The organism is Halonatronomonas betaini (assembly GCF_015666175.1).
Taxonomy (GTDB): domain Bacteria; phylum Bacillota; class Halanaerobiia; order Halanaerobiales; family Halarsenatibacteraceae; genus Halonatronomonas; species Halonatronomonas betaini.
This window is the reverse complement of record NZ_JADPIE010000011.1, coordinates 1-24,729: the sequence shown is the minus strand read 5'-3', so window position 1 is coordinate 24,729 and position 24,729 is coordinate 1. Positions and strand designations below refer to the sequence as shown.

The 24,729-nt window shown below is 32.9% G+C and carries 23 protein-coding genes, 13 tRNA genes, 1 rRNA gene and 1 riboswitch; all 37 genes read right to left on the bottom strand.

Annotation, left to right across the window (positions count from 1 at the left end; genetic code table 11):
• Positions 1 to 56: 56 nt before the first annotated feature.
• The gene (locus I0Q91_RS14170) at positions 57 to 449 is read right to left on the bottom strand and encodes a secondary thiamine-phosphate synthase enzyme YjbQ (protein WP_270455313.1); all 393 of its coding nucleotides are present in this window, start codon (positions 447 to 449) and stop codon (positions 57 to 59) included.
• Positions 450 to 537: 88 nt separating this feature from the next.
• On the bottom strand, positions 538 to 2,007 hold the full coding sequence (gene lysS / locus I0Q91_RS14165; RefSeq protein ID WP_282550639.1) for a lysine--tRNA ligase: 1,470 nt from the start codon (positions 2,005 to 2,007) through the stop codon (positions 538 to 540).
• Positions 2,008 to 2,019: 12 nt separating this feature from the next.
• Positions 2,020 to 2,496: a transcription elongation factor GreA gene (greA, locus tag I0Q91_RS14160; protein WP_270455312.1), complete on the bottom strand. Its 477-nt coding sequence runs from the start codon at positions 2,494 to 2,496 to the stop codon at positions 2,020 to 2,022.
• A 133-nt stretch (positions 2,497 to 2,629) separates the two neighbouring features.
• On the bottom strand, positions 2,630 to 3,607 hold the full coding sequence (gene dusB, locus I0Q91_RS14155; protein WP_270455311.1) for a tRNA dihydrouridine synthase DusB: 978 nt from the start codon (positions 3,605 to 3,607) through the stop codon (positions 2,630 to 2,632).
• A complete protein-coding gene (locus I0Q91_RS14150) occupies positions 3,600 to 4,385 on the bottom strand; it encodes a type III pantothenate kinase (RefSeq protein ID WP_270455309.1) in 786 nt (261 codons plus the stop codon). Before I0Q91_RS14150 ends, dusB begins: the two co-directional genes overlap by 8 nt.
• Positions 4,382 to 5,149: a biotin--[acetyl-CoA-carboxylase] ligase gene (locus I0Q91_RS14145; RefSeq protein WP_270455308.1), complete on the bottom strand. Its 768-nt coding sequence runs from the start codon at positions 5,147 to 5,149 to the stop codon at positions 4,382 to 4,384. The genes I0Q91_RS14150 and I0Q91_RS14145 overlap by 4 nt, the downstream gene beginning before the upstream one ends.
• 499 nt (positions 5,150 to 5,648) lie before the next feature.
• Positions 5,649 to 6,194 (bottom strand): folate family ECF transporter S component, encoded by a 546-nt coding sequence (locus I0Q91_RS14140; RefSeq protein ID WP_270455307.1) that lies wholly within the window; start codon positions 6,192 to 6,194, stop codon positions 5,649 to 5,651.
• A gap of 64 nt (positions 6,195 to 6,258) precedes the next feature.
• Positions 6,259 to 6,354: riboswitch (THF riboswitch) on the bottom strand.
• Between the two features lie 51 nt (positions 6,355 to 6,405).
• On the bottom strand, positions 6,406 to 7,935 hold the full coding sequence (hutH, locus tag I0Q91_RS14135) for a histidine ammonia-lyase (protein WP_270455305.1): 1,530 nt from the start codon (positions 7,933 to 7,935) through the stop codon (positions 6,406 to 6,408).
• Positions 7,936 to 8,189: 254 nt separating this feature from the next.
• Complete coding sequence (gene ftsH / locus I0Q91_RS14130; RefSeq protein ID WP_270455303.1) at positions 8,190 to 10,142, bottom strand: ATP-dependent zinc metalloprotease FtsH; 1,953 nt, start codon at positions 10,140 to 10,142, stop codon at positions 8,190 to 8,192.
• 119 nt (positions 10,143 to 10,261) lie between these two features.
• Positions 10,262 to 10,822: a hypoxanthine phosphoribosyltransferase gene (gene hpt, locus I0Q91_RS14125; protein WP_270455301.1), complete on the bottom strand. Its 561-nt coding sequence runs from the start codon at positions 10,820 to 10,822 to the stop codon at positions 10,262 to 10,264.
• A 2-nt stretch (positions 10,823 to 10,824) separates the two neighbouring features.
• The gene (tilS, locus tag I0Q91_RS14120; RefSeq protein ID WP_270455300.1) at positions 10,825 to 12,261 is read right to left on the bottom strand and encodes a tRNA lysidine(34) synthetase TilS; all 1,437 of its coding nucleotides are present in this window, start codon (positions 12,259 to 12,261) and stop codon (positions 10,825 to 10,827) included.
• 76 nt (positions 12,262 to 12,337) lie between these two features.
• On the bottom strand, positions 12,338 to 13,273 hold the full coding sequence (locus I0Q91_RS14115; RefSeq protein WP_270455299.1) for a Ppx/GppA phosphatase family protein: 936 nt from the start codon (positions 13,271 to 13,273) through the stop codon (positions 12,338 to 12,340).
• Entirely contained in the window at positions 13,270 to 13,839 is a 570-nt protein-coding gene (locus I0Q91_RS14110; RefSeq protein ID WP_270455298.1) for a DUF501 domain-containing protein, read from the bottom strand. Before I0Q91_RS14110 ends, I0Q91_RS14115 begins: the two co-directional genes overlap by 4 nt.
• 75 nt (positions 13,840 to 13,914) lie before the next feature.
• On the bottom strand, positions 13,915 to 14,283 hold the full coding sequence (locus I0Q91_RS14105) for a S1 RNA-binding domain-containing protein (RefSeq protein WP_270455296.1): 369 nt from the start codon (positions 14,281 to 14,283) through the stop codon (positions 13,915 to 13,917).
• A 68-nt stretch (positions 14,284 to 14,351) separates the two neighbouring features.
• Positions 14,352 to 16,538, bottom strand: a complete 2,187-nt coding sequence (locus I0Q91_RS14100; RefSeq protein ID WP_270455295.1) for a Tex family protein — start codon at positions 16,536 to 16,538, stop codon at positions 14,352 to 14,354.
• Positions 16,539 to 16,596: 58 nt separating this feature from the next.
• Positions 16,597 to 16,887: an FtsB family cell division protein gene (locus I0Q91_RS14095; RefSeq protein ID WP_270455294.1), complete on the bottom strand. Its 291-nt coding sequence runs from the start codon at positions 16,885 to 16,887 to the stop codon at positions 16,597 to 16,599.
• 127 nt (positions 16,888 to 17,014) lie between these two features.
• The gene (locus tag I0Q91_RS14090) at positions 17,015 to 18,133 is read right to left on the bottom strand and encodes an ABC transporter ATP-binding protein (RefSeq protein WP_270455293.1); all 1,119 of its coding nucleotides are present in this window, start codon (positions 18,131 to 18,133) and stop codon (positions 17,015 to 17,017) included.
• Between the two features lie 24 nt (positions 18,134 to 18,157).
• Complete coding sequence (locus tag I0Q91_RS14085; protein WP_270455292.1) at positions 18,158 to 19,150, bottom strand: LacI family DNA-binding transcriptional regulator; 993 nt, start codon at positions 19,148 to 19,150, stop codon at positions 18,158 to 18,160.
• A 102-nt stretch (positions 19,151 to 19,252) separates the two neighbouring features.
• Complete coding sequence (gene pyrR / locus I0Q91_RS14080) at positions 19,253 to 19,801, bottom strand: bifunctional pyr operon transcriptional regulator/uracil phosphoribosyltransferase PyrR (RefSeq protein ID WP_270455291.1); 549 nt, start codon at positions 19,799 to 19,801, stop codon at positions 19,253 to 19,255.
• 1 nt (position 19,802) lies between these two features.
• Positions 19,803 to 20,456, bottom strand: coding sequence for a beta-phosphoglucomutase (gene pgmB / locus I0Q91_RS14075; protein ID WP_270455290.1), 654 nt, complete (start codon positions 20,454 to 20,456; stop codon positions 19,803 to 19,805).
• Positions 20,457 to 20,471: 15 nt separating this feature from the next.
• Positions 20,472 to 21,050: a 2'-5' RNA ligase family protein gene (locus I0Q91_RS14070; RefSeq protein ID WP_270455289.1), complete on the bottom strand. Its 579-nt coding sequence runs from the start codon at positions 21,048 to 21,050 to the stop codon at positions 20,472 to 20,474.
• 69 nt (positions 21,051 to 21,119) lie between these two features.
• Positions 21,120 to 22,379: an ABC transporter ATP-binding protein gene (locus I0Q91_RS14065; RefSeq protein WP_270455288.1), complete on the bottom strand. Its 1,260-nt coding sequence runs from the start codon at positions 22,377 to 22,379 to the stop codon at positions 21,120 to 21,122.
• 3 nt (positions 22,380 to 22,382) lie between these two features.
• Positions 22,383 to 23,393, bottom strand: coding sequence for a FecCD family ABC transporter permease (locus I0Q91_RS14060; RefSeq protein ID WP_270455287.1), 1,011 nt, complete (start codon positions 23,391 to 23,393; stop codon positions 22,383 to 22,385).
• Positions 23,394 to 23,513: 120 nt separating this feature from the next.
• Positions 23,514 to 23,588 (bottom strand) — tRNA-Gly (locus I0Q91_RS14055).
• Positions 23,589 to 23,595: 7 nt separating this feature from the next.
• Positions 23,596 to 23,682 (bottom strand) — tRNA-Tyr (locus I0Q91_RS14050).
• 9 nt (positions 23,683 to 23,691) lie between these two features.
• Positions 23,692 to 23,767 (bottom strand) — tRNA-Ala (locus I0Q91_RS14045).
• A 9-nt stretch (positions 23,768 to 23,776) separates the two neighbouring features.
• Positions 23,777 to 23,853: transfer RNA gene (locus I0Q91_RS14040), tRNA-Thr, on the bottom strand.
• Between the two features lie 24 nt (positions 23,854 to 23,877).
• Positions 23,878 to 23,954, bottom strand: a tRNA-Asp gene (locus tag I0Q91_RS14035).
• Between the two features lie 5 nt (positions 23,955 to 23,959).
• Positions 23,960 to 24,035: transfer RNA gene (locus I0Q91_RS14030), tRNA-Val, on the bottom strand.
• A 1-nt stretch (position 24,036) separates the two neighbouring features.
• Positions 24,037 to 24,112 (bottom strand) — tRNA-Glu (locus tag I0Q91_RS14025).
• 13 nt (positions 24,113 to 24,125) lie between these two features.
• A tRNA-Ser gene (locus tag I0Q91_RS14020) sits at positions 24,126 to 24,219 on the bottom strand.
• Between the two features lie 3 nt (positions 24,220 to 24,222).
• Positions 24,223 to 24,299, bottom strand: a tRNA-Met gene (locus tag I0Q91_RS14015).
• 13 nt (positions 24,300 to 24,312) lie between these two features.
• A tRNA-Gly gene (locus I0Q91_RS14010) sits at positions 24,313 to 24,389 on the bottom strand.
• A 17-nt stretch (positions 24,390 to 24,406) separates the two neighbouring features.
• Positions 24,407 to 24,483 (bottom strand) — tRNA-Met (locus I0Q91_RS14005).
• Between the two features lie 8 nt (positions 24,484 to 24,491).
• Positions 24,492 to 24,567 (bottom strand) — tRNA-Lys (locus I0Q91_RS14000).
• Between the two features lie 6 nt (positions 24,568 to 24,573).
• Positions 24,574 to 24,648: transfer RNA gene (locus tag I0Q91_RS13995), tRNA-Gln, on the bottom strand.
• 14 nt (positions 24,649 to 24,662) lie between these two features.
• Positions 24,663 to 24,729, bottom strand: a 5S ribosomal RNA gene (gene rrf / locus I0Q91_RS14495); the annotation flags it as partial.

The following is a 24,729-nucleotide window of genomic DNA, read 5'->3' as shown; positions in this document are numbered from 1 at the left end:
TCAATTACTCTTTTTTCACGCGACAAGTATTATACTAACATCTGCCTGCTTCTCTGTCAAGACTTTTCTCGAATTTTCACAGTTCTTTTTCTTGGTCCATCAAATTCAGCCAAAAACACTCTCTGCCACCTTCCTAGGTCCAACTTATTAGACTTATAAAACAGATCAAGGCTGCAACCAGTTAATATACTTTTAATATGGGCTGCCGAATTGCCTTCAAGATGTTGGTAATTATTATCCCAGGGGATCAAATCATTCATAGTATTAATAAAATCCCTTGAAACATCCCTGTCATAGCCTTCATTGATTACGAGTCCAGCAGTTGTATGTGGACAAAAAATATAAATATATGAATCTCCTATATCATTTTCTTCTAAAAGTTTTTCTATCTGATCCGTTATATCAATTAGTTCTGATCTCTTTTCAGTTTTTACATCTAGCTCATACATATTTATTTCCCTCCTAATAAATTAATAGATCTACTTCCTGAATCTGAATAGGAAGTAGATCTTACTAATTATTTTAATATTATATCCCTTAATTCTCCGGCCTCATAGTTGGGAACAATATAACATCTTTTATAGATGATGAATCAGTCAGGAACATAACTAGTCTATCTATACCAATTCCTAACCCTCCAGTAGGAGGCATACCATATTCTAATGCCTTAACATAATCTTCATCCATCATTTGAGCTTCTTCATCACCAGCTTCTCTTTTAGATACCTGATCAGAAAAACGTTCTTTTTGATCGATAGGATCATTCAACTCAGTAAATGCATTACCAATCTCTCTACCATAAATAAATGGCTCAAATCTATAAGTAAGTTCTGGATTATCCTCTCTTCTTTTAGCAAGTGGAGAAACTTCAATTGGATAATCATGAATGAATACTGGCTGAATTAATTTATCTTCAACCCTTTCTTCAAAAATCAAATTAAGAACTTCCCCTTTACTTATAGGGTCTTCAATTTCTAATCCTAAATTTTTAGCTTCTGAGATTGCTGTGCTATCATCATTAATCTCTGCAAAATCAACCCCGGTATATTCCTTAACAGCTTCTATCATTGTCATCCTCTTCCAGGGTGCAGAAAGATCAATCTCTGTCTCTTCATATACAATTTCAGTTGTCCCTAATACTTTTTCAGCAACATAACTAACCATATTTTCTGTTAATTCCATCATATCATGGTAATCAGCATGGGCCTGATAAAGTTCTAGCATAGTGAATTCAGGATTATGCTTATAGGACATTCCTTCATTCCTGAAATTACGATTAATTTCAAAAACCTTTTCTAATCCACCAACAATTAACCTCTTCAGATATAGTTCAGGAGCTATTCTTAAATATAAATCTATATCCAGGGCATTATGATGGGTAACAAAGGGTCTTGCTGTTGCACCACCAGCTATCGGGTGCATCATTGGGGTTTCAACTTCAAGAAAACCTTTTTCCTCCAGATAAGACCTGATATGGCTTATAATTTGACTCCTCTTTATAAAGGTGTCTTTAACTTCAGGGTTAACAATTAAATCTAAATATCTTTGGCGATATCTCAACTCTTTATCCTTTAACCCGTGAAATTTTTCAGGTAAAGGTCTTAAAGATTTAGTTAAAAATTCAAAGTCAGTTACTCTAATAGAAATCTCACCTCTATTAGTTTTAAACACTTCACCTTCAACGCCAATTATATCTCCAATGTCAAGATCCTGGAAGAACTCGTATTTTTCTTCTCCAAGAACATTATATTTCAGAAACAATTGAATCCTACCAGTAACATCCTGGATATCAGCAAAACTGGCTTTCCCGTGAGTCCTGATCGCCATTAGCCGACCAGCTAAACTTACTTTTTCATCTTCAAATTCTTCAAAGTTATTTAAAATCTCTTCTGCTTTATTCTCAACTTCATACTTAGAGCCAAAAGGATCAATACCTGACTCCTTTAGTTCTTCTAAATGATTCAATCTTTCGGCCATCAGTTTATTTACTTCATTCAAATCTTCCATCTATAGCACTCCCTAATTAATTTTAATTGATAAGATCTTATATCTTGTAACTCCTCCTGGAGTTTGAACTTCAACTTCTTCATCTATGCTCTTTCCTAAAATTGCCTTCCCTATTGGAGATTCATTAGATATTTTACATTCTAAAGGATCAGCTTCTGCTGAACCAACGATTTTATAATTAAAAATCTTATTATTATCCAAATCTTTAAGCTCTACTGTAGTACCTAAATTAACTGTATGCTCATCAATTTCATCTTTCTTAATAACCCTTGCATTAGCAAGAGTCTTTTCAATCTTTTTAATCCGACCTTCAATAAAAGCCTGCTCATTTTTAGCTTCATCATATTCTGAATTCTCACTAATATCCCCAAAATCTCTTGCGGTCTTGATCCTTTTGGCAACTTCTCTTCTTTCAATTTTAATCAGATGTTCCAGCTCTTCCTCTAGATTTTCATAACCTTCTTCAGTAATAAGAGTTTCTTCTGTCATAGTAGTAGCTCCTTTATAATCATTTTATATTAAAAACATGAATAAATAATTCCTGAACATGAATTAACAATTAGTTTTTATTATAAATCAATAAATAATATATGTCAAGAATCCTAAGCTTAACCATAAAAATTTAATCGTCCTGAATTAACGTTAAATATTTATATAATGAATCAATCAACTCTTCTTTATCAGAAATAGAATTTATCTGTTCTCTTTGTCGAGCCGAATAAGGCATACCCTTTATATACCAGGCAAGATGTTTTCGCATAAGTGGAACCGCTGAATCCTCCCCATAATATGAAACAGCAAATTTTAAGTGCTTAATAGCCATTTCAATTCTCTCTTTATAATTCGGGCTTTCCAGCATAATTCCTTCTTTTAAATAATAATCTATCTCCTTAACCAACCATGGATAACCCTGAATTCCTCTGGCTACCATAACCCCGGCTGCACCAGTTTCATTTAACATATCCAGAGCATCTTCTGCAGAAAAAACATCTCCATTTCCAATAACAGGTATGTTCAGTCGATTGACTATATCTGTTATAATTGACCAATCAGCTTCACCAGAATAAAATTCTTCTCTCGTCCGTCCATGAACAGTCAACAAAGCTGCACCTGCTTCTTCAGCAGCTTTAGCAACTTCAATACCAGTTAAATGATTTTCATCCCAACCTTTACGAATCTTAACTGTAATAGGAATATCACAATTATCAACAGTCTTTAAAACCATTTCATATACCCTATCTGGTTCCCGCATTAACGCTGAACCTGCCCCATTTTTCACTATTTTAGGAGCCGGACAGCCAAAATTTAAATCAATCAGATCTGGCTGATACTCTTTTTCAACTCTGTAAGCTGCTTCAGCAACAACCTCAGGGTCATCGCCAAAGATCTGCACCCCAATTAAACCGTCCTGACGATCAAACTCAACCAACTCATGAGTATTACGGTTCTCTTGAAGCAGCCCCATAGAACTAACCATTTCAGTAAATAATAACTCTGCCCCCTGCTCCCTTAATATCTGCCTGTATGGATAATCAGTCACCCCAGCCATCGGAGCAGTAAAGACCTTTGACTCTACCTCTAAATCACCAATATTAATCATTATCATCACCTATAAAACCATTTATTTTTGCTAAATGATATAATCCATCAAGTGTCAGGTGCTCATCAATTACATCAATCTTATCTATCTCATATCCTATCTCTTTTACAAAACCACCTGTTCCTATAACCTGTGACCTCTCTCCAAGCTCTTTTTTAAACTCTAAAATTAAAGCTTCTACCTGCCCAATGAATCCAAAATAAATTCCTGACTTAAGACTATCTTCAGTATTTTTACCGATAGCTTTTAGAGGTTTACCCACCTCAATTTTAGGAAGTTTATCAGCTTTATTAAATAAAGCTTCTGTCGAAACCTCAATGCCAGGAGCTATAGCTCCACCTAAATAAGAGCCATCCTCAGATACAGCACAAATAGTAGTTGCCGTTCCAAAATCAACAATTATTAAAGGAGGAGAATATTTAGCTTTAGCAGCAATAGCATTAACTATTCTATCTGAACCAACCTCTCTAGGATTGTCAGTTCTTATATTCAGTCCAGTCTTAACACCAGGGCCAACAGTTAAAAGACTAGCATCAAAATAATTTCCTGTCATTTCTTTTAAGGCCCCCATAACAGTTGGCACTACTGAAGATATAATAATACTTTTAACATCTTCAAGCTTATACCCTCCAGAAATAAACAAATTCATTAATATAACCCCATATTCATCAGAAGTCTTATCTTTATCAGTAGCTATCCGCCAGTCATTTAATAAACAGCCATCATCATATAGTCCAATAAATATATTGCTATTACCTACATCAAGGGTAAGTATCAATTTTTATATCCTCCTTTTATTACAGATACCTCTCCTGAAGAGATAACCTGTCTATTGCCACCCTCTTTTTCTAAAATCAAATTACCCTGCCGATCAATATCTACTACTTCACCTTGAATAATATTACTATTAGATTTCACTTTTATTTCCTGGCCAATAATGCCCAGTTCTTGCTTCCACACTCCAAAATAATCAATTCCATCTATCATAAAATCAGAATATAAACTATCAAACTCAATTAATATATCAGTCAAAATATTTTTATTATTAACAGTCTCCCCACTAAATAATAACAATGAGCCTGCTTTCTTATTTAACTCATCAGGAAAAACTTCTTGGTTAGTATTACAACCTACACCGACAATAACCTCTTTAACCATCTCTGCTTCTATATTAGACTCTATTAAAATCCCTGCTATCTTTTTATCAGCCAGATAAATATCATTAGGCCATTTCATTTTAACAGGATATTTATTTTTCAAAACATTATATAAAGCTAATGAAATAATCATATTTATCTTAGATAAATCTAGTACAGAAATTTCTGGCTCTAATAAAATTGAAAAATAAAGTCCTGTTCCAGCTGGAGAATACCAGTCATTACCATTACGACCTCTGCCCTTAAGTTGTTTTTCAGCAACAATTACAAGACCCTCATCATTTTCACTACTATCTAAATTTTTAATATATCTATTTGTCGAATCTAGTTCACTATAATATTTAATATTGAAATCTATCAGATTTTTTTTGAATCGCTTCTCCAATCTATTCACCACCAGTATTTATCAATATCTTCCTGCGCAATCTATTATATTATAAAAAACCCTTTAAAGCAAAATAAAAATCTCCACTGGATTCCCCAGCAGAGATAATAATTTTTAAACCTTAAATTTAAACCTTACCTAATACTATTTGCTTTCGATTTTCCTTCGGTGCTTGTTCGGTATATCTTCGCTATAGATTCGCTTTAGATTCGGTTTAAATTCGGTTCTAATTCGATATAAAGACAGTTCATATATAAAGAAATTTTCAGAAAATCTAATTTGCTTCTTGTAATATCAAATATTAATTATAAAATATAGATTTCTTCAATAATAGAATTAGATACTTTATAATATTAACATAGAATAAATCTAAATTAAATGAACCAGTTTTGCAATCAATAAAAATCCAGTAATTATTTATAAACTAAAAATATATATTCTATTTAAGATAATAAAAGCCCTCAAATGAGGGCTTTTATACATAGCATTAATAAAACTTCTATCTTGTACTGATAGGAGTACATTGTTCTACACTTCCCATCAAATCATAAGCTAGTAATACTTTTGTGAAATAAGCATATAATGGTATACTGAATGCCTGAGAGAATATTCTCGGAGGCAAACTCACACTAAATGGAACCCCAAACAAACTATTCATAAAATATGGAACCATTATAATAGCTGTTATTAATTGGGTTAGTCCAATTGTAATTAGCAATGTTGTGAAAGTTTTCTTTCCTTTAAACAGATAACAAATCATTAATCCTGGAATTAAACCTGTTAACATTGAAGTTAATGTGAAATGGGGCATATATGCTCCCATCGGATTAATGAAGAAGCCAAGTAAATCAGAAATCCCCCCAACAAAAGCTCCTGCTGCTGGTCCTAAAACTGCTCCAGCAAAAACAATTGGAAGAGCACCAAAGCCAATTCTTACTCCTTCAACTCCCATAAAAGGTATTCTAATACTAAATACCCTGGTTAAAATAATAGCCAGAGCTGTTAGTATAGATATATATACTAACTTCTTAGTACTTATTTTCATGTCAACACCTCCTCTCTCCTTGGTCCATGGCAGATACCTGCACCAAAGAGAAAGGCTCTTTGGTGACAGCGGACGCAATGAATGTAACGCAGCCTAAGCATTTCGTCCCTGGGCAACGTCCCATCCCAGAGCACTCTCACGCACACTCATTTACTCTGCCACTTACTGTTACAATTGTAACACAAAGATAATTTTCTGACAAGTAAAATTTTTATTTGATTTCAACACCCTTTTTAATTAGCAGGTCTATTAACTCATCACTTTCGACTATCTTTTTTGCTTCCGCAATATCTTTAGCTATCACCCTATCACCATTTAAAGCTGGAACTCTATCCCTAATATAATTATAAATTATTTTTGTGCCATCTCCTAAATCGTTAATATCATTAGTTCTAAACTCTATAGCTTGAGCAGCAACAATTAATTCAATCGCCAGTATTGATTTTAAATTTTCTACTACCTTTTGAATCTTATTTGCGCTTATTGAACCCATACTTACATGGTCTTCTTGATTAGCTGAAGTAGTAATTGAATCAATGCTAGCAGGAGAGGACATAACTTTATTCTCACTTACTAAAGAAGCAGCAGTATACTGGGCAATCATATATCCAGAATTCAATCCTCCATATTCAGTTAAGAACATTGGCAGTCCATAATTCAAATTGCTATCAACTAAGCGCGCAACCCTTCTTTCGGAGATATTTCCTAATTCAGATACTGCCAGGCTCAAATAATCCAAACTTAAAGCTAAGGGTTGTCCATGAAAATTTCCTCCTGAAATAACCCTGTCTTCATCAGGGAAAAGCAAGGGATTATCTGTTGCAGAATTAATCTCTCTATTGAAAATCTCAAATACGTGAGCAATTGAATCTCTACTTGCCCCATGAACTTGAGGAGCACAGCGAATTGTATAAGCATCTTGAACTCTGTCTTCTCTCTCATCAAGGACAAGAGAACTGTTTTTTACTAACTTTTTAATATTTTTAGCCACTAATCCCTGACCAGGGTGGGGTCTCACTTTATGAATCAGGTCATCATAAGGAGCTGCTATCCCTTTCAATGCTTCCATGGTTAAGCTCAGGGCGATATCGGCATATTTTAGTAACCTATCTGCTTCAAATAAAGCAATAGATCCTAGAGCACCCATCATTTGGGTCCCATTTATTAATGCTAAACCCTCTTTGCTTTTTAACTTAATAGACTTTAAGCCAACTTTCTTTAAAGCCTTATCAGCTGGAATAAATTCACCTCTAAATTCAACTTCTCCTTTTCCTAACAAAGCTAATGACATATGAGCTAATGGAACCAGATCTCCACTTGCTCCAACTGAACCCTGAGAAGGTACTAATGGGTGCACTTCTTTATTCAACATATCAAGCAATAATTTTAAAGTAGAATATCTAATACCTGAATGCCCTTTAGCTAATGCATTAGCCCTTAATAACATCATCGCACGAACTACTTCAACAGGTAATAAATCTCCTGTGCCTGCTGAATGACTCTCTATTAAGTTTTCTTGCAACTTGATTGCTTCTTCTGGAGATATTTTAGTATCACTAAAGCTTCCAAAGCCTGTTGTTATTCCATAAACAACTTTATTTGCTTTCACCAAATCTTCTACTTGATTTCTGGACTTTTTTACTCTTTCAATAGCACCTTCTTCTAAACCAACTTCTCCTCTTTCTCTTGCCACCTTCAAAACATCAGAAATCTGTAAATTTCCTCCATTAATTTTTAACATTTTCCCACCCCGCTTAAATTTCTTGTATTAAAAAGATAAAGGGATGGAGCCTTAGAGGCCCATCCCATGAATAGCAAAAATTATAAATATATATTGAAGTAAAATTTTAATCATTTTCTTCACCTAATTTATACTTCTTGATTAAGATAAGAAATCCTTTTTTTAAAAAAATTAAATTTAGAAACTATGATTTCATAATAAAAATTAAAAGGCCAGAGAATTTAATCTCCAGCCTAGATATTCTTTACAATCAACTATTCTAATTCAGGGTCAGGATTTTTTTGATCATTTTTTTGTAAATTAAGATTACCCTTTCCATGACTTTCTTCTTCAGTTTCTTTATCTATAGATCTTTGTTTTTCTTCTTTATCAGAAACAGATTCCTCTTCATTCTTTTTTGGTGGTTCAATCTCTTTGTCAGATAATATCTTCTTTATCTGATCTGCATTTAAGGTCTCATGTTCTTTTAAAGCCTTTACAATTTTTTCTACATAATGAGAATTATCTTTTAATAACGTTTCAGCTTTACGATAGCATTGCTCAATCAGACTACTTACCTCTTGATCAATTTCGGCTGCAACACTCTCACTGTAATTCTGTTGCCTTGAAATGTCTCTACCTAAAAACACCTGTTCATTATGCTTTTGCCCTAATGTTAATGGGCCAAGTTTTTCACTCATTCCATATTCAGTGATCATTGCTCTAACTATCTGAGTAGCTCTTTCTAAATCATTTTGAGCACCGGTACTTATATCTTCTAAGAAAATTGATTCAGCTACCCTACCACCTAATAATGCAGTAACTCTATCAAGTAATTCTCTCCTTGTCATAAAGTTTCTATCATCTTCAGGTAATGGAATAGTAAATCCTCCTGCTCGCCCTCTAGGAATAATAGAAACCTTATGAGTTCTATCAGCATGTTCTAGCAATTCTCCCAAAAGAGCATGACCTGTTTCATGATAGGCAACAAGGTTTCTTTCTTTTTCAGAAATAACCCTACTCTTTTTAGCAGGTCCTGCAATAACTCTATCAATAGCATCATCAAACTCTAACATGGTAATTGTTTCTTTCCCACGCCTTGCAGCTAAAATAGCAGCCTCATTAGCAAGATTTTCCATATCAGCACCACTAAAACCTGGTGTTCTCTTAGCAAGAATTTCCGTATCAACTTCATCAGTAGTAGGTTTATCTTCCATATGAATCTCCAATATCAACCTTCTACCCAAAACATCTGGTTTATCTACAAGTACCTGGCGATCAAATCTACCTGGTCTTAATAAAGCCGGATCTAAAACATCTGGCCTATTAGTAGCAGCCATTAAGATAATACCTTCATTCGGTTCAAAGCCATCCATTTCATTTAATAACTGGTTTAAAGTTTGTTCTCTTTCGTCATGACCTCCACCTAATCCAGCACCTCTCTGGCGACCAACAGAATCAAGCTCATCGACAAAAATAATACATGGACTATTCTTCTTGCCTTGTTCAAAAAGATCTCTAACTCTGGAAGCACCGACTCCAACAAACATTTCAACAAAATCAGAACCACTTATGAAGAAAAATGGAACCCCTGCTTCACCGGCAACAGCTCTAGCCATTAACGTCTTACCTGTTCCTGGAGGTCCTACTAACAGAATCCCTTTAGGAACTTCTGCACCAAGTCTGGAGAACTTTCTTGGGTTCTTTAAAAATTCAACTACTTCTAATAGCTCTTCTTTAACCTCTTCATAATTCGCAACATCATCAAAAGTAACCTTCTTCTCACTTTCAGACATCTTTGCCTTACTTTTTCCAAAGGACATCATCTGACTTCCGCCACCCTGCATCCTCTGCATTATGAAGACCCAAGCAATAATCAAAATTAAAATCGGGAACATGTAACCTAAAATATTCATCCACCATGGAGGTGTAGGTTCTGGCTCAGTACTAATATTAACATCCATCGCCCTTAAATTTTGTAACAAATATGGTATGTCTTCAGGCGGAACATTTACTGAAAACTCTCTTCCGTCTACTGTGCCCTCAGCCTTTTCACTTCCAATAATGGTAATACGGTCTATATTGCCTGAATCTATTTCTTGCAATAGATTGGTATAAGTGAACTCTTCAATTTCCTGCGGACCCTGTTGCATAAAAAATTGAGCAATCAAAATTGATAATGCAATTAAAAGTAAATAAAAGCCTATATTCTTAGCAAACTTTTTCAATCAATCTACCTCCTCTCAGTACATTTACTTAAACTTAAATAAATAATACTTATAATATAATAACAGTTTACACAGTTTAATATTATACCACAACTTATAGGTTTTGTAAATATAATAGCTTAACTATATAATGATTCCTTCAGAACTCCTATGAAAGGAAGATTCCTGTATTTCTCTGCAAAATCAAGACCATAACCAACTACAAATTTATCCGGTATCTCAAAACCATTAAAATCAACCTCAACCTGTTTCATCTCTCTTCTATCAGGCTTATCTAACAAAGTAGTTGTTTTAATAGAAGCAGGATTCCTGGTTTCTAGCATATTAATAATATGCTTTAAAGTTAACCCAGTATCAATAATATCTTCTACAATTAGAACATCCTTATTTTCAATAGAATCATCTAAATCCTTAATAATCCTTACATTACCAGATGATTCAGTGCTATCGCCATAACTGGATACATCCATGAAATCAAAAGAAACTGGTAAATTTATACACCTGGCCAGATCAGCCATGTAAATCATTGCCCCTCTTAAAATACAAATCAATATTAATTCAGTGCCCTCTGGATAAGATTCTGTAATCTCTTTACCTAACTCTTTAATTCTTGCCTGTAAAGTCTCTTCATCAATGATAATTTCTTTTATATCCTTTTCTAAATACTCTAAACTCTCCATTATTATTCCCCTTCCTTTTTGAACTCATATTTAACCATTAATATATTTTGAGTTTTTGAATCTATTTTAAATCTATCATCCATTCTTTCCCCAACTAGCCAAATGATCCTATCCTTAGCATCAACTAAAATTGGGGTTTTATCCCGTTTGTATTTAGGAATCTTTGAGTCAATAAAGTAATCTTTAATTTTTTTAGTGCCTTCCATTTTTAAAGGTTTAAACCTATCCCCTGCTTTTCTATGTCTTAATACTAAAGGCCACTCCAATTCATCATAGTCAATAAAAATTATATTCATTTCAATATATTTTTTCCAATCAATTTGATTAATCTTAAACTTTTCTAATCTAATCCTATTGCCATCTGGTAAAGTATATTCTCCCAAATCTGGTATAACCACTTTAAAATAGGAGGTTTTGTGTTTTTTATACCATTTTTCTGTTCTAAAAGATATAGTATTATATTCCACTCTACAAGTAACTCCTCCTGGCATTTGATAATCTTTTCCTGTCTCTTCAGTTTCAACTTCATCTTTTATGGCATCTGTTAATATATTAATGTGTTTTTGATAAATTCCATCTAAATTTCCTTTAGTCTTAAAAATAGATTTCCTTATAACTCTTCTTTGTATTGCGATATCTTGACTATACAACTTTTTAATATCTAAATCAAGATATCCTTCACCAGATTCAATCACTAACTCAATAAATATATCATCAACAACACTATTAATAAGCCTATGCTCATCCCTTATTAAATTAATAGTATCATAAAGTGTTAACTTTATTGAATCATTAAAATGTTCTTCTAAATAAGGAATTAGCTCATTTCTTATTCTATTCCTTGTATATTTTAATGTATAATTACTATTATCAATGCTTGGTTTTAATCCTTTTTTATTACAATAATTCTCTATCTCCTCTCTCCATATATTTAAGAGAGGTTTAATCAAAAACATCTTATCATAATAACTGGTCAGGTTCATCCCTGTTAAACCCTCTAAGCCTGAACCTCTAAATAAGTTAAATAACATAGTTTCTATTTGATCATTAGCCTGGTGTCCTGTCAAAACACCATCAAATTTTTCCTTAAAATATATTTTTTTAAGATGATTAAATCTAACCTCTCTAGCTATTGCTTCAATGCTTCCTGATTTTTCAGCATTTATATTAGAAATATCTTCTTTTTTAATCCAATATACCACCTGGTTATTTTTGCATATTTCCCTCACCATCTCTGCTTCATCTTCTGACTCATCCCTTAAGCAATGATCAAGATGAAATACTCCCAAATCAATTCCGTAATCTTCTCTTAACCTTAAAGCCAGATCAAACATAACTAAAGAGTCAGGGCCTCCTGACACAGAAAGCAATAATTTATCATTATTTTTCAATTCAGCTATATCAAATATATTTCTTTTAAACTTTTTATAAAGATCCAATATAAGTTCTCTCCTTCTAAGGATACTTAATTATCTAATTTCTATAAGTTATAATAAACTCCTGCAATAAATATTTCTACTTATAAAAATAATATTGATCATCTTCAAAAACCTCTATAATCAAACCGTATAACAGATCTTTATTTGAAACTTTAATATTATTTACTGAAAAAAACTTAAATATAGCTTCTAAAATTAAACTGCCTGTTATTATAATATCTGCTCTCTCTTTCTGAAGTCCATCAACTTTTTTTCTTTCATTAATTTTTATGTTACTTAATTTTTTAATAATATTGTTAACACTGGATCTCTCTAAAATATATCCTTCAATTTTTTTAGAATCAAATTGAACTATAGATTTATCTATAGCAGCAAGATTAGTAATAGTACCCCCGACACCAATTAGATTATTACTCTTAAAAGATTGAGAATATTTTTTTAAGTAATTAATAGCTTCAGTGATAATCATTTCTTGATCTAACTCAGAAACTTCTAATGAAGGATCGTCAATAAATCTCTCAGTAAACCTTACCGCACCTATATCCAGACTAACAGCTTTGGGAACTCCATTTTCTAATTCAATAAACTCTGTACTCCCACCACCAATATCTATAATCATACTCTCATCATTTTCATTATCAAACGTAGCCCCAATATAGGTTAATTTTGCTTCTTTATCACCTGAAACTATATCTAAATTTATGCCTGTCTCATCTTTTAATAATTCAATGAATTTATCACTATTTTTTGCATCCCTTAATGCACTTGTTCCAGCAGTGCTATACTTTTCAACTTTATATTCCTTCATTTTTTTGATAAAAAACTTAACAGCTTTGATTGTTTTATTGATTGAATCTATATCCAGGATATGGTTTTTATCAATAGATTTAGCCAATCTTGTTGTTATTAAAGTTTGATAAACAACATTTATATCTCCATTATTAAATTCAGCGATCAATAATCTACTCGAATTACTTCCGAAATCTATAGCTGCAGCTCTATTTTTATTCAATTTCTTACTCCTTCTCCAGCCTCATACTTTTTACAGAAATTACAGCTAGTAGGTATATCTATTTTTTTAGCTACTTCTTTTCCAACTGGATTATTTCCACTAATAATATAATCTGCATAATGTCCATGAAGACATTTGATTCCTTCTTTTTCTCTAATTCCTGCCACTCCTGATTTTTTTAGCATTTCAAATAAATCTTTTGACTTTTGTCTTGCTCTTTTCAATTTATCTTTATCTAATAGACTAACTCTTGCTTTAGAGTATCTTTTATGAGCATTATCTAATTTCTTTTGAAATTCTTTTGATTGATTCTTCTTTTTCTTTAATACTTCAATATAACCTGTGTCTTCTAATTTAAATATATCCTCTTTTATTACAGGGCAACTTAACCAATATATAGTAGGAAAAGGCTTATCATTACTAAAAGGATGGACTAATATAATCATGGGATAATTAGTTGGACAGTATTTAATAACTTTAATAACACTTTCTGCATTATTATCTAGCTGTCCCCTGATTATATTTAACTCGAATAAATCACCTTCAAACAAGTAATTCATTTCCATATTTAAATCATCCTCATTACTTAAAAAAGCATCCCCAAACCGAGGATGCCTTTTGCTTATAAATTTTTTAAATATTTAATTGCCATTTTGTCCTCGTCTTTTTGATTCTCTATTACGAAGATCCTGCTGTCTATCACTACTCTGCTTTAAAAAATCTTCCATTTTCTCATCAAATGACCTTTTAGGTGCGTGGTCTTTTCTATCGGCAGGGTCTTTTAACTGTTTAATTGACAAACCAATTTTGCCGTCATCATCAATATTAATGACTTTAACTTTAACGGTTTCATCTTCTTTTAAATAATTAGTGATATCTTTTACATAGGTGTTTGCCACCTCAGAAATATGAACCAGCCCTGTTTCTCCACCTGGCAATTCAACAAATGCACCAAAATTTGTAATTCCTGTAACTTTTCCTTCAACTGTAGTTCCAACCTCAATGGACATGCTGTTAAAACTCCTCCTCAAAATTTTATATTGTCTTAATTATAACTTAATTAATATTTCCTGTCAAATCATTCTACTTCATTAACTCTGCTCATACTTAAAGAAATCCTTTCTCTTCTTTCATCTATATCTATAACCTTTACTCTTACTATATCTGCAGGTTGAACTACTTCTGTAGGATCTGAAACATACTCTGATGAAAGTTCAGAAATGTGAACTAATCCATCAGATTTTAAGCCTATATCAACAAAGGCCCCAAAATCAACAACATTTCTAACAGTACCAGTTAAAACATGTCCAACTTTAAGATCCTCTAACTTTAAAATATCAGTTCTAAATATAGGTTTTGGTAATTTTTCTCTAGGATCTCTCCCTGGCTTTTTAAGGGACTTTAAGATATCCTTTAATGTTATTAATCCAATATTAAGTTTATCCGATAATTTATTTAAGGAAAGAGATAGATTGTCCAATGAATTGATTACATCACTATGCTCATCATAAAAAGAACTAAGTTCAAAACCAATTATATTTAATATTTCTTCAGTAACATCATATGATTCAGGATGAATTTCAGTTCTAGCTAAAGGATCTAATTTACTGTCAAGCCTTAAAAATCCAGCAGACTGCTCAAAAGAAACTGGCCCAATACCTTTAACATCCAGTATTTCTTTTCTTTTTGAAAACTGGCCATTTTCATTCCTATAATCACAAATTTTCTTGCTCTGAGAACTATTTAATCCAGAAACATAACTTAATAATGAAGGAGATGCTGTATTTAAATCAACACCAACTCTATTTACAACTGATTCGACTACAATTTCAAGTTCTTCTAATAAAGCTTTTTCATCAATATCATGTTGATATAAACCAACACCCACTGACCTGGGATCTATTTTTACCAATTCTGCTAATGGATCCTGTATCCTCCTGGCAATTGAAACTGCTCCTCTTAAACTAACATCCATTCCAGGCAACTCTTCACGAGACAGTTTTGAAGCTGAATAGACTGAAGCGCCAGCTTCATCTACTATTGTAAAAGGTATCGATAAATCATATTCTTGATTCAATTCAACAATTAATTCTTCAGTTTCTCTAGAAGCCGTACCATTACCAATAACTATTGAATCTATTTCAAACTCTTCAATTAATCCATTAAGCTCTTCTAAAGATTCCTTCTTCTTAGACTGAGGTTTATGAGGAAAAATAGTCCCAGTATAGATAACTTTAGAGCTCTCATCAATAATAGCCAACTTACACCCAGTTCTATATGCCGGATCTATACCTAATATAATCTTATCCGGTAATGGAGGTTGAAGCAAAAGAGCTTCTAAGTTTTTAGCAAAAACATTTCTTGCATGACTTTCTGCTTCTTCTGTTAATTTTGATCTAACTTCTCTTTCAATAGAAGGGCCTAAAAGCCTTTTATAGCCATCAACAATACTTTCCTCTATTTCTTTTTTAAAACTAGAATCTGCATCAATTATAGTGCTTTTAATCCTGTTTATAATTGAACTATCAGGTGCATCAATACTTAAATTCAATACTTCTTCATTTTCACCTCTATTTAAAGCAAGGATCCTAAAAGGGGGAATCGAGTTAATAGATTCTTTAAAGTCATAATATTGTTCATAAACACCTTTGTTATCTTCAGCGTCATCTTTTATTTCACTTACAATATTAGCTTGATTCCAGAACCTCTGTCTTGTTAGATTTTTTATTTCCGGATCACTAGCAATTTTATCAGCAATAATATCCTGAGCCCCAGTAAGTACTTCTTCTATTTCGGTTAATTCATCTTCCTCACTTAAATATTTTTCGGCCTCAACTTTTAAATCCTTTTTGCCTTTACTGTCCATAATAAATTTAGCAAAAGGTTCCAGGCCTTTTTCGATAGCTTTTGAAGCTCTAGTCTGTTTTCTCTGGCGATAAGGGTAATATATGTCTTCAACCTCTTGTAATTTTTTGGCTTTTTTGATTTTCTCCATTAATTCATTTGTTAAGTTATCCTGATCCTTTAATTTATTTATTACATCTTCTTTGTTTTTTTCTAAATTTGCTTGATATTCCAATCTATCATTTAGATCTCTAAGTTGTTCTTCATCAAGCTCTCCTGTTTTTTCTTTTCGATATCTAGCCAAAAAAGGTATTGTATTGCCATCTTCTAAAAGCTCCCTAACTACTTTCACCTGCTTTTGACTATAATCAGTATCATTAACAATCTGTTTTATTCCTTGGAGCGATAAATTATAGGCCATTAAAAAATTTCCTCCTAATAAACACTAGAATTATATATTATTCAATAAATTCAAATTTTTATTCGTTTTCTTTAACTGGTATAATTAATTCCTCTCCTGGTTTCACAAGTCCTAATTTCTCTCTAGCCAGCCTTTCAATATAATCAGGGTTATCTACTAAACTTAATTCTCTTTCCAACTGTAAATTCAACTCCTGAGTTTCATCAATTTCTGATTCCACTCTTTCTATATTACTTTCCAATTGATTAATCTGCCTTTGATTACCTATTATTTGATATGTAAAGATAATTAATAAAATAATCAAAAAGAGCGGTATTGCCATTTTAAAAATTGATTGGTTTTTAATCATTTATATTCCGCCCTCCCTTTGAATTATTTGATATAACTACTATCATTTATTATATAATATAATTAACATTTTTTAAATGTTTAAAGCCTCCTTTCTGAATAAAAAGGAGGCTATTTTATCAATTAATTTAAAATATCGCCTTTTCAGTCTCTTTATCAAATACGTGCATCTTACTTCTATCTACACCAATCTTAATATTATCACCAACATCAGCTGTACTTTCAGCATCTACTCGCCCAATAAAACTATGATCATTATGAGCTAAATATAAATAAATCTCTGAACCCATCGGTTCAACAACCTCAACTTCAGCATGGATAGTATTTTCATCAATAATTTCTATATCAGATTTAATAGACGCATCATGTAAATCTTCAGGTCTGATACCAAAAACAACTTCTTTGCCTATATAATCTTTTATTTCTGGAGTCTCTTCAATTATATCCTCAGTAATTTTAATTTTAAAAGACTCAGCTCCATCCAAATATAAACCAGAACCTTCTTCTTTTAATTCACAATTTAAAAAGTTCATAGCAGGACTACCAATAAATCCAGCAACAAACATATTTACCGGTTCATTATATAATGTTAATGGATCGTCAACCTGTTGAATAAATCCATCCTTTAAAACAACTATTCTATCTCCCATTGTCATAGCTTCAGTCTGATCATGGGTTACATAAATTACTGTTGTCTGGAGTCTATCATGCAATTTAGAAAGCTCAGCTCTCATCTGAACCCTTAACTTAGCATCAAGATTAGAAAGTGGCTCATCCATTAAGAAAACCTTAGGCTCTCTTACAATAGCTCTCCCTAATGCTACTCTCTGTCTCTGACCTCCAGAAAGCTGTTTAGGCTTCCTTTCCAATAGATTTTCAATACCAAGAATTTCAGCAGCTTCTTCTACCCTCTGCCTTATCTCTTTTTTGGGAAACTTACGTAATTTTAAACCGAATGCCATATTGTCATATACATTCATATGAGGGTAAAGAGCATAGTTCTGAAATACCATAGCTATATCTCTATCTTTCGGGGGAACATCATTTACAACCTTGTCTCCAATTTCTACCTCTCCACTAGTAATCTCTTCTAAACCTGCTACCATTCTAAGAGTAGTTGACTTTCCACAGCCAGAAGGTCCAACCAAAACTAGAAATTCCTTATCTCTAATTTCTAAATTTGCTTCATTAACTGCCACCACATCATCAAATTGTTTTGTCACATTTTTCAAAGTTACATTCGCCATTAAATAAATCCTCCTTATTAATATTTATTTTGTTGAATCATTTTCTACTAATTCAGGTTCATATATCCTTACCTCACCAGTTACTGTTTTAGAACGAATACTATCAATCAAACTTTTAGCTGCATTTTGAGCCATTCTAATTAAAGGGTTTTTAATAACTGTTAACTTAGGATTAGATATTCTAGATATTATATCATCCTCACACCCAATTACTTCAAAATCATCTGGAATTAACCATCCTCCGGTTTTAACAGACTCAATTAAGCCAATCCCGGCAATATTAGAGGTGAAAAAAATACCAGTCGGTATATCTATATTATTTACAAGTTGAAAAAAAGATTCATAACCATCCTGTCTGGTATTTATACCAGTTAAAATTTCTGGTTTATGACCATGTTTTTTACATACATCAACAAATCCCCGTAATCTCTCCTGTTCAATATAATCATTTTCTTCTCCGATCAAAATTACTGGTTTAATTTTATTGCTATTTTTAAATAGTCTTTCTGCAGCAATAGTCCCACTCTTATTGTGGTCTATCAAATGAGAAGTTAAAACTACCTCCTCAAGTAATTTGTCAACAAGAACAATCCTTTCACCCTTATCAAGACCAATTTGAATCATCTTGCCTGTTGTAGGTGTACCTCCTAAAATTATTACCCCGTCAATCTGATCTTCTAACAACATTTTTAAGTAGTTTTCAGTTTTACTTATATCTTTTTTTGTATTACATATTAACATCTGATATCCCTGTTCTTCTAATTCTTCTTCTACTGCGCTAATTACTTTAAGACTTAAAGTATTTTCTAAATCCGGTAATAATAAAGCTATGATTTTAGTTCTCTTTTCAGCAAGACCTTTGGCTAGCCTATTTGGTTTATAATTATATTTATCAGCCAGGTTTAATATCTCTTTTCTTTTTTCTTCACTCACTCCTGGCTTATTATTAATAGCTCTAGACACTGTGGACTCAGCGACATTTGCTAACCTAGCCAGGTCTTTTAAAGTTAAAGCCACTAGTTCACCTCCATTGCGCAAGCGCTTGCGTCCGGAATAAAAAAACTCTTAATATATATATTCGTCCTTCAAGGCAAAATTCCTCCCTGAAGGACAATTTTTTTATTTTTCAGCTATAATTATTTCATCACTATTATCAATTTCGTTTAACTTTACTTCAATAATTTCTTTTTTAGATGTTGGAATATTTTTACCAACAAAATCTGCTCTAATTGGTACCTCTCTATGGCCTCTATCTACTAAAACTGCTAATTGAATTGCAGCTGGACGACCTAAATCTATTAAAGCATCCATAGCAGATCGTACAGTTCTACCAGTAAATATTACATCATCAACTAATATGACGACTTTATCATTAATGTCAAAAGGAATCTCTGTATTGTGAACTATTGGTTGGCTTGAAATTTGAGATAAATCATCTCGATATAAAGTTATATCAAGTTCACCACAGGGCACAACTTTATTTTCGATATTTTCTATTTTCTTTGCAATCCTATTAGCTATTGGTACTCCCCTTGTTTTAATACCAACAAGTACAATATCCTTGCTACCTTTATTTTTTTCTAAAACTTCATGTGCAATTCTTGTTAGTACTCTATCAATATCTTCCTTATCAACTAAAGTTTTAATATTGACTAAATTATCACTCACTTTATTTCTCCCCTTTAAGAATTTTTTCTAATTCAACTTCCTTTACTGTATCAAATCTAAAGTCAGCATGTCCAACTCTTTCCTCAGGTCCAATACCTACAGAAAGCATATTAGCAGCCTGAGCTGCATCTATTCCTGCCTTTGCATCCTCAAATACTATACATTCCTCTGGAGATAATTCCAACTTTTCGGCTGTAAACAAAAATAAATCTGGTGCTGGTTTAGGATTATCAACACTAAAGCCATCAGAAATTGTTTCAAATAAATCACCAATTTTCAAAGCAGAAATAACAGTTTTAGCATTTTTACTTGAAGATGCTATGGCTAACTTAAACCCTTTCTCTAATGAGGTATTTATCAAATCCATTGCACCAGGAAGCATATCATTTTCATCCATATCTTTTAAGTATTCCTGATAATAACCATTTTTCTTATCCATTAATTTATTCATTTCTTGCTCAGTCAATTCTTTATCATCAAGAATAATTTCCAAAGACCTTCTTCTAGAAACACCTCTTAACTTTTCATTAACCTCTCTATTAAAGTCCAGCCCCTCTTCATCAGCCATTCTCTGCCAGCTCTGATAATGATATTCAGATGTTTCTGTTATAACACCGTCGAGATCAAATATAATTCCTTTATAATCTTTACTCATATTAACCTCTCCTCATTAAGGTAATTTTTTACTAAAAATAATCTTTTCACTTTCCCTTTCAGTAGCCTGCCATATTTCAATCCTATCAGCTGGAGAAATAAGTGTTTTTTCCTGTCCATCTATTAATTCACATAAATTAGAAAAATCATACTTGGCTATTTCTTTATTTATTAATAAATTATTAACAATAGTTATATGATATCTCCATTCTTCATAATCTTTTATAGTAGATAAATTTAAATTATCCAGACCAGAGTGAATCCGTCTACCTAATTTTATCATTGTTTTTGTTGGACGTATTTTCAATACTAAATATCTATTGTTTTTTTGATGAAAACAATTAAAACCTTTCAAAGCAACATTAACTTTCTCATCCCAACTATTTAATATTGTTTCAATATAATTTATTGATGTTTTAATTCCGGTTTTTTTAATTCTATCTAAAGTTACATGTAATTCAGGACGTGACATTTTATCATATATATTATAATTATCAGCAATAATTTTCTGAATCTTATCTGCCTCTTTTTTTACTTCACCACCAGGTATTAATACTATAAATAATTCTTTTTCTAAATTAGCAGGCTTTACCATACAATTGCACCCCTAAAAATACTATAATATTTAATCATTATAACAAAACTTATAATGTTCTTCAAGAATTCAAAGATTATACTTGCTTTTAACTTCTTCTATTAAGTTATCAATTTCTTGAAAAGCACTTACATTATCTCTTTTAATTAATCTAAACCAAATTGATTTAGCTTTTCCATTAGTATAATCTCTATCTTCTATACTTCTTTTAGCATAGAGATAAATCTCCTTGTCTTCATAGTTTAATAGTTGTTTTAAGTTATTAACATTACCATAACCAAAAGGTAAATCAGCAACTAAAATAATATTTGCTTTTTCAATTAATTTACTATTATAATTTAAGTCCTCTTCTTCAATATATGCAAAAGGTTCAACTTCAGCAACTTCATAACCATAACTTTTTAATAATTGCCAATCACTATCTCCCTGGTTTAAAACACCTGCAGTTATATTAATATTTAAATTATATAGCTTATTAATTATGTTTTGGGCCGAACCTCCTCCACAAATAAGGTGAAGATTAATATCGGCTTTATTTTTTTTATCAAATTTGTGTTTATTAGGGATCAAAACTACATATGGTCTTCCTGATATCATATTTTCTTTTATAGAAACCTCAGCATTATATACATCTTTTATGTTTTTCTTAGTTAATACTTCATCTGGATTACCTATCGAATATATCTCTCCATTATTTAAAAGTAATAACTTATTACAATATTGACTGGCTAAATTCAAATCATGAGAAACTATAATTATAGTAATATTTTTTTTATTATTTAAATAAGATAGCAAATCAAAAATTTCACCTTGATAGTTTATATCCAGACTAGATGTAGGTTCATCAAGCAACAAAACTTCAGGTTCTTGAGCTAAAGCTCTTGCAATTATTACTCTCTGTTTTTCTCCCCCACTTAAATTCATAAGTCGTCTATCTTTGAATTGAAAAGTATCTGTTAATTTCATAGCCTCAATAACTACTTCTCTATCATTATCTGTAATCTTCCCCCAGCGATTCTGATAAGGATTTCTCCCCATCATAATTAAATCATAGACTGTGAAGTCAAAATCTACATTTGTATTTTGAGGAACCACTGATAGTTTTTTAGCTAATTCTTGAGCAGACAAATCATTTAAATTTTTGTAATCTAAATATATAGACCCTTTATCAGGTTTAATAATATTAGATAGGTTTTTTATTAAAGTTGATTTACCAGAACCATTAGGACCTATTATTGCAATAAACTCGTTCATTTTAATATATAAATCTAAATCATTTATTATTTTTTCTTCTTTGTAAGCAAATGAAAGTTTTTTGATTTCTAGCACAATCTACCAGCCTCCAGATTTATTTTTCCGAAGTAAGTAAATAAAATATGGTCCACCAGCTATAGCTGTTATAATACCAACAGGAATTTCTAAAGGAGGCATTAAACTTCTTGCTAGCATATCAGATACCATTAAAAATATACCACCTAAAATTGCAGCAAAAGGAATTAATTTTCTATGATCAGGTCCAATCAACATTCTAGCCATATGAGGCATAACTAAGCCTATAAAACCTATACTACCACTAACTGATACTACTGCTGCTGTTATTAAAGTTGCGCTAGTTATTAATGTTTTTTTAACTTTTTCAACCTCAACACCTAAAGTTTGAGCATTATCTTCACCTAATAAAATTATATTTAGATCTTTAATATATAATAAAATTGGTATTAATCCTATAAAATAATACGGTAAAACTATTCTTATATCACGCCAGCTTGTACCTGCTAAACTCCCCATCAACCAAAAAACAACCTGTTGCATATCATTTGTGCCAGTAACCATTAAAAAAGAGCGAATAGCATCTAAAATAAATCCAATCGCAACTCCCGCAAGCAAGAAATTCATTACTGGTATTTTATTTCCTACTTTTGAAATATTATAAACTAAAACAACGGTGATAATTGCACCTATAAAAGCAAACAATGGAATAGTATTAAAATAAAATAATGACCAAGTCATGTTAAAAATAATAGCAATCGTAGCAGCAGTACCTGCTCCTGCTGATATACCAACTATATATGGATCTACCATTGGGTTTCTAATAATTCCTTGAAATACAGCTCCTGCAATAGCTAACGCTGAACCTACAAGAAAACTTAAAATTACTCTAGGTAACCTAATCTGTCTTATTATCACAGAAAATCTAGTCAATTCACTATCAAAAGAAAATAGTGAATCAATTGTCGTCCTAATTGGAATTGGTGTGCTCCCTATCATCAAAGCAAGCAGAAATATTAAAAACAATAATATCAAAGAAAATAAAAATATTAAATATGTTTTTTTATTCCCCACAAAATTAGCCTCCAATTCAAAAATAAAGTATGTATTACTAAAATAATTTTATGTCATTAACTATAAATAGTCAAATTATAATATAAAATAAAAAAAACACCCTCAACTGGGTGTAATAAATGGAGCGGGAAACGGGATTTGAACCCGCGACATTCACGTTGGCAACGTGACGCTCTACCACTGAGCTATTCCCGCAAAATAATGGTGGAGGGGAAAGGATTTGAACCTTTGAAGGCATCGCCGGCAGATTTACAGTCTGCTCCCTTTAGCCAGACTCGGGCACCCCTCCAATATATAATGGTGGAGATAAGGGGATTCGAACCCCTGGCCTCTACACTGCCAGTGTAGCGCTCTCCCAGCTGAGCTATATCCCCACTTTCATTTGGAGCCGATGACCGGACTCGAACCGGTGACCTCTTCCTTACCATGGAAGCGCTACTACCACCTGAGCTACATCGGCGCAAAAAGCTATTACAATAAAAAATGGCGAGGACGACGGGATTTGAACCCGCGATCTCCGGCGTGACAGGCCGGCGCGTTGAACCACTTCGCTACGTCCCCGCAAATGGTGGGCGAAACAGGTCTCGAACCTGTGACCCCCTGCTTGTAAGGCAGGTGCTCTCCCAACTGAGCTATTCGCCCTTGGTACCCTCAAGGGGATTCGAACCCCTGTCGCCAGGATGAAAACCTGGTATCCTAGACCCCTAGACGATGAGGGCACAATAATCTTTATGGCGGAGAGGGAGGGATTCGAACCCTCGCTAGGACTAAATGTCCTACTACAGGTTTAGCAAACCCGCCCCTTCAGCCACTTGGGTACCTCTCCTTATGGTGGGTCTAAGTGGACTCGAACCACTGACACCGTGGGTATGAACCACGTGCTCTAGCCAACTGAGCTATAGACCCATAAAAAGTGGAATGGAGCGGGAAACGGGACTCGAACCCGCGACCCTCAGCTTGGAAGGCTGATGCTCTAGCCAACTGAGCTATTCCCGCCTAAAAAAAATCAAAAATGGTTGCGGGGGCCGGATTCGAACCGACGACCTTCAGGTTATGAGCCTGATGAGCTACCAGACTGCTCTACCCCGCGACAAAAAATGGTGAGCCATGGAGGAATCGAACCTCCGACAACCTGATTAAAAGTCAGGTGCTCTACCGACTGAGCTAATGGCCCATATATTGGCTGGGGCGGCAGGATTCGAACCTGCGCATCCTGAGACCAAAACCCAGTGCCTTTCCGCTTGGCTACACCCCAGCTTAAAATTTAAGATTCGGCAGCGACCTACTCTCCCACAAGGTCACCCTTGCAGTACCATAGGCGCTGGAGGACTTTACT

Coding starts and splice junctions, on each gene's coding strand:
- I0Q91_RS14140 (WP_270455307.1), bottom strand. CDS start 6,194: ATGAAAATAAGTACTAAGAAGTTAGTATATATATCTATACTAACAGCT.
- lysS (WP_282550639.1), bottom strand. CDS start 2,007: ATGGAAGATTTGAATGAAGTAAATAAACTGATGGCCGAAAGATTGAAT.
- hutH (WP_270455305.1), bottom strand. CDS start 7,935: ATGTTAAAAATTAATGGAGGAAATTTACAGATTTCTGATGTTTTGAAG.
- I0Q91_RS14070 (WP_270455289.1), bottom strand. CDS start 21,050: ATGGTAAAGCCTGCTAATTTAGAAAAAGAATTATTTATAGTATTAATA.
- dusB (WP_270455311.1), bottom strand. CDS start 3,607: ATGATTAATATTGGTGATTTAGAGGTAGAGTCAAAGGTCTTTACTGCT.
- I0Q91_RS14095 (WP_270455294.1), bottom strand. CDS start 16,887: ATGATTAAAAACCAATCAATTTTTAAAATGGCAATACCGCTCTTTTTG.
- I0Q91_RS14105 (WP_270455296.1), bottom strand. CDS start 14,283: ATGTCCATTGAGGTTGGAACTACAGTTGAAGGAAAAGTTACAGGAATT.
- greA (WP_270455312.1), bottom strand. CDS start 2,496: ATGACAGAAGAAACTCTTATTACTGAAGAAGGTTATGAAAATCTAGAG.
- I0Q91_RS14170 (WP_270455313.1), bottom strand. CDS start 449: ATGTATGAGCTAGATGTAAAAACTGAAAAGAGATCAGAACTAATTGAT.
- I0Q91_RS14100 (WP_270455295.1), bottom strand. CDS start 16,538: ATGGCCTATAATTTATCGCTCCAAGGAATAAAACAGATTGTTAATGAT.
- pgmB (WP_270455290.1), bottom strand. CDS start 20,456: ATGAGTAAAGATTATAAAGGAATTATATTTGATCTCGACGGTGTTATA.
- hpt (WP_270455301.1), bottom strand. CDS start 10,822: ATGGAGAGTTTAGAGTATTTAGAAAAGGATATAAAAGAAATTATCATT.
- I0Q91_RS14110 (WP_270455298.1), bottom strand. CDS start 13,839: ATGGAAATGAATTACTTGTTTGAAGGTGATTTATTCGAGTTAAATATA.
- I0Q91_RS14090 (WP_270455293.1), bottom strand. CDS start 18,133: ATGGCGAATGTAACTTTGAAAAATGTGACAAAACAATTTGATGATGTG.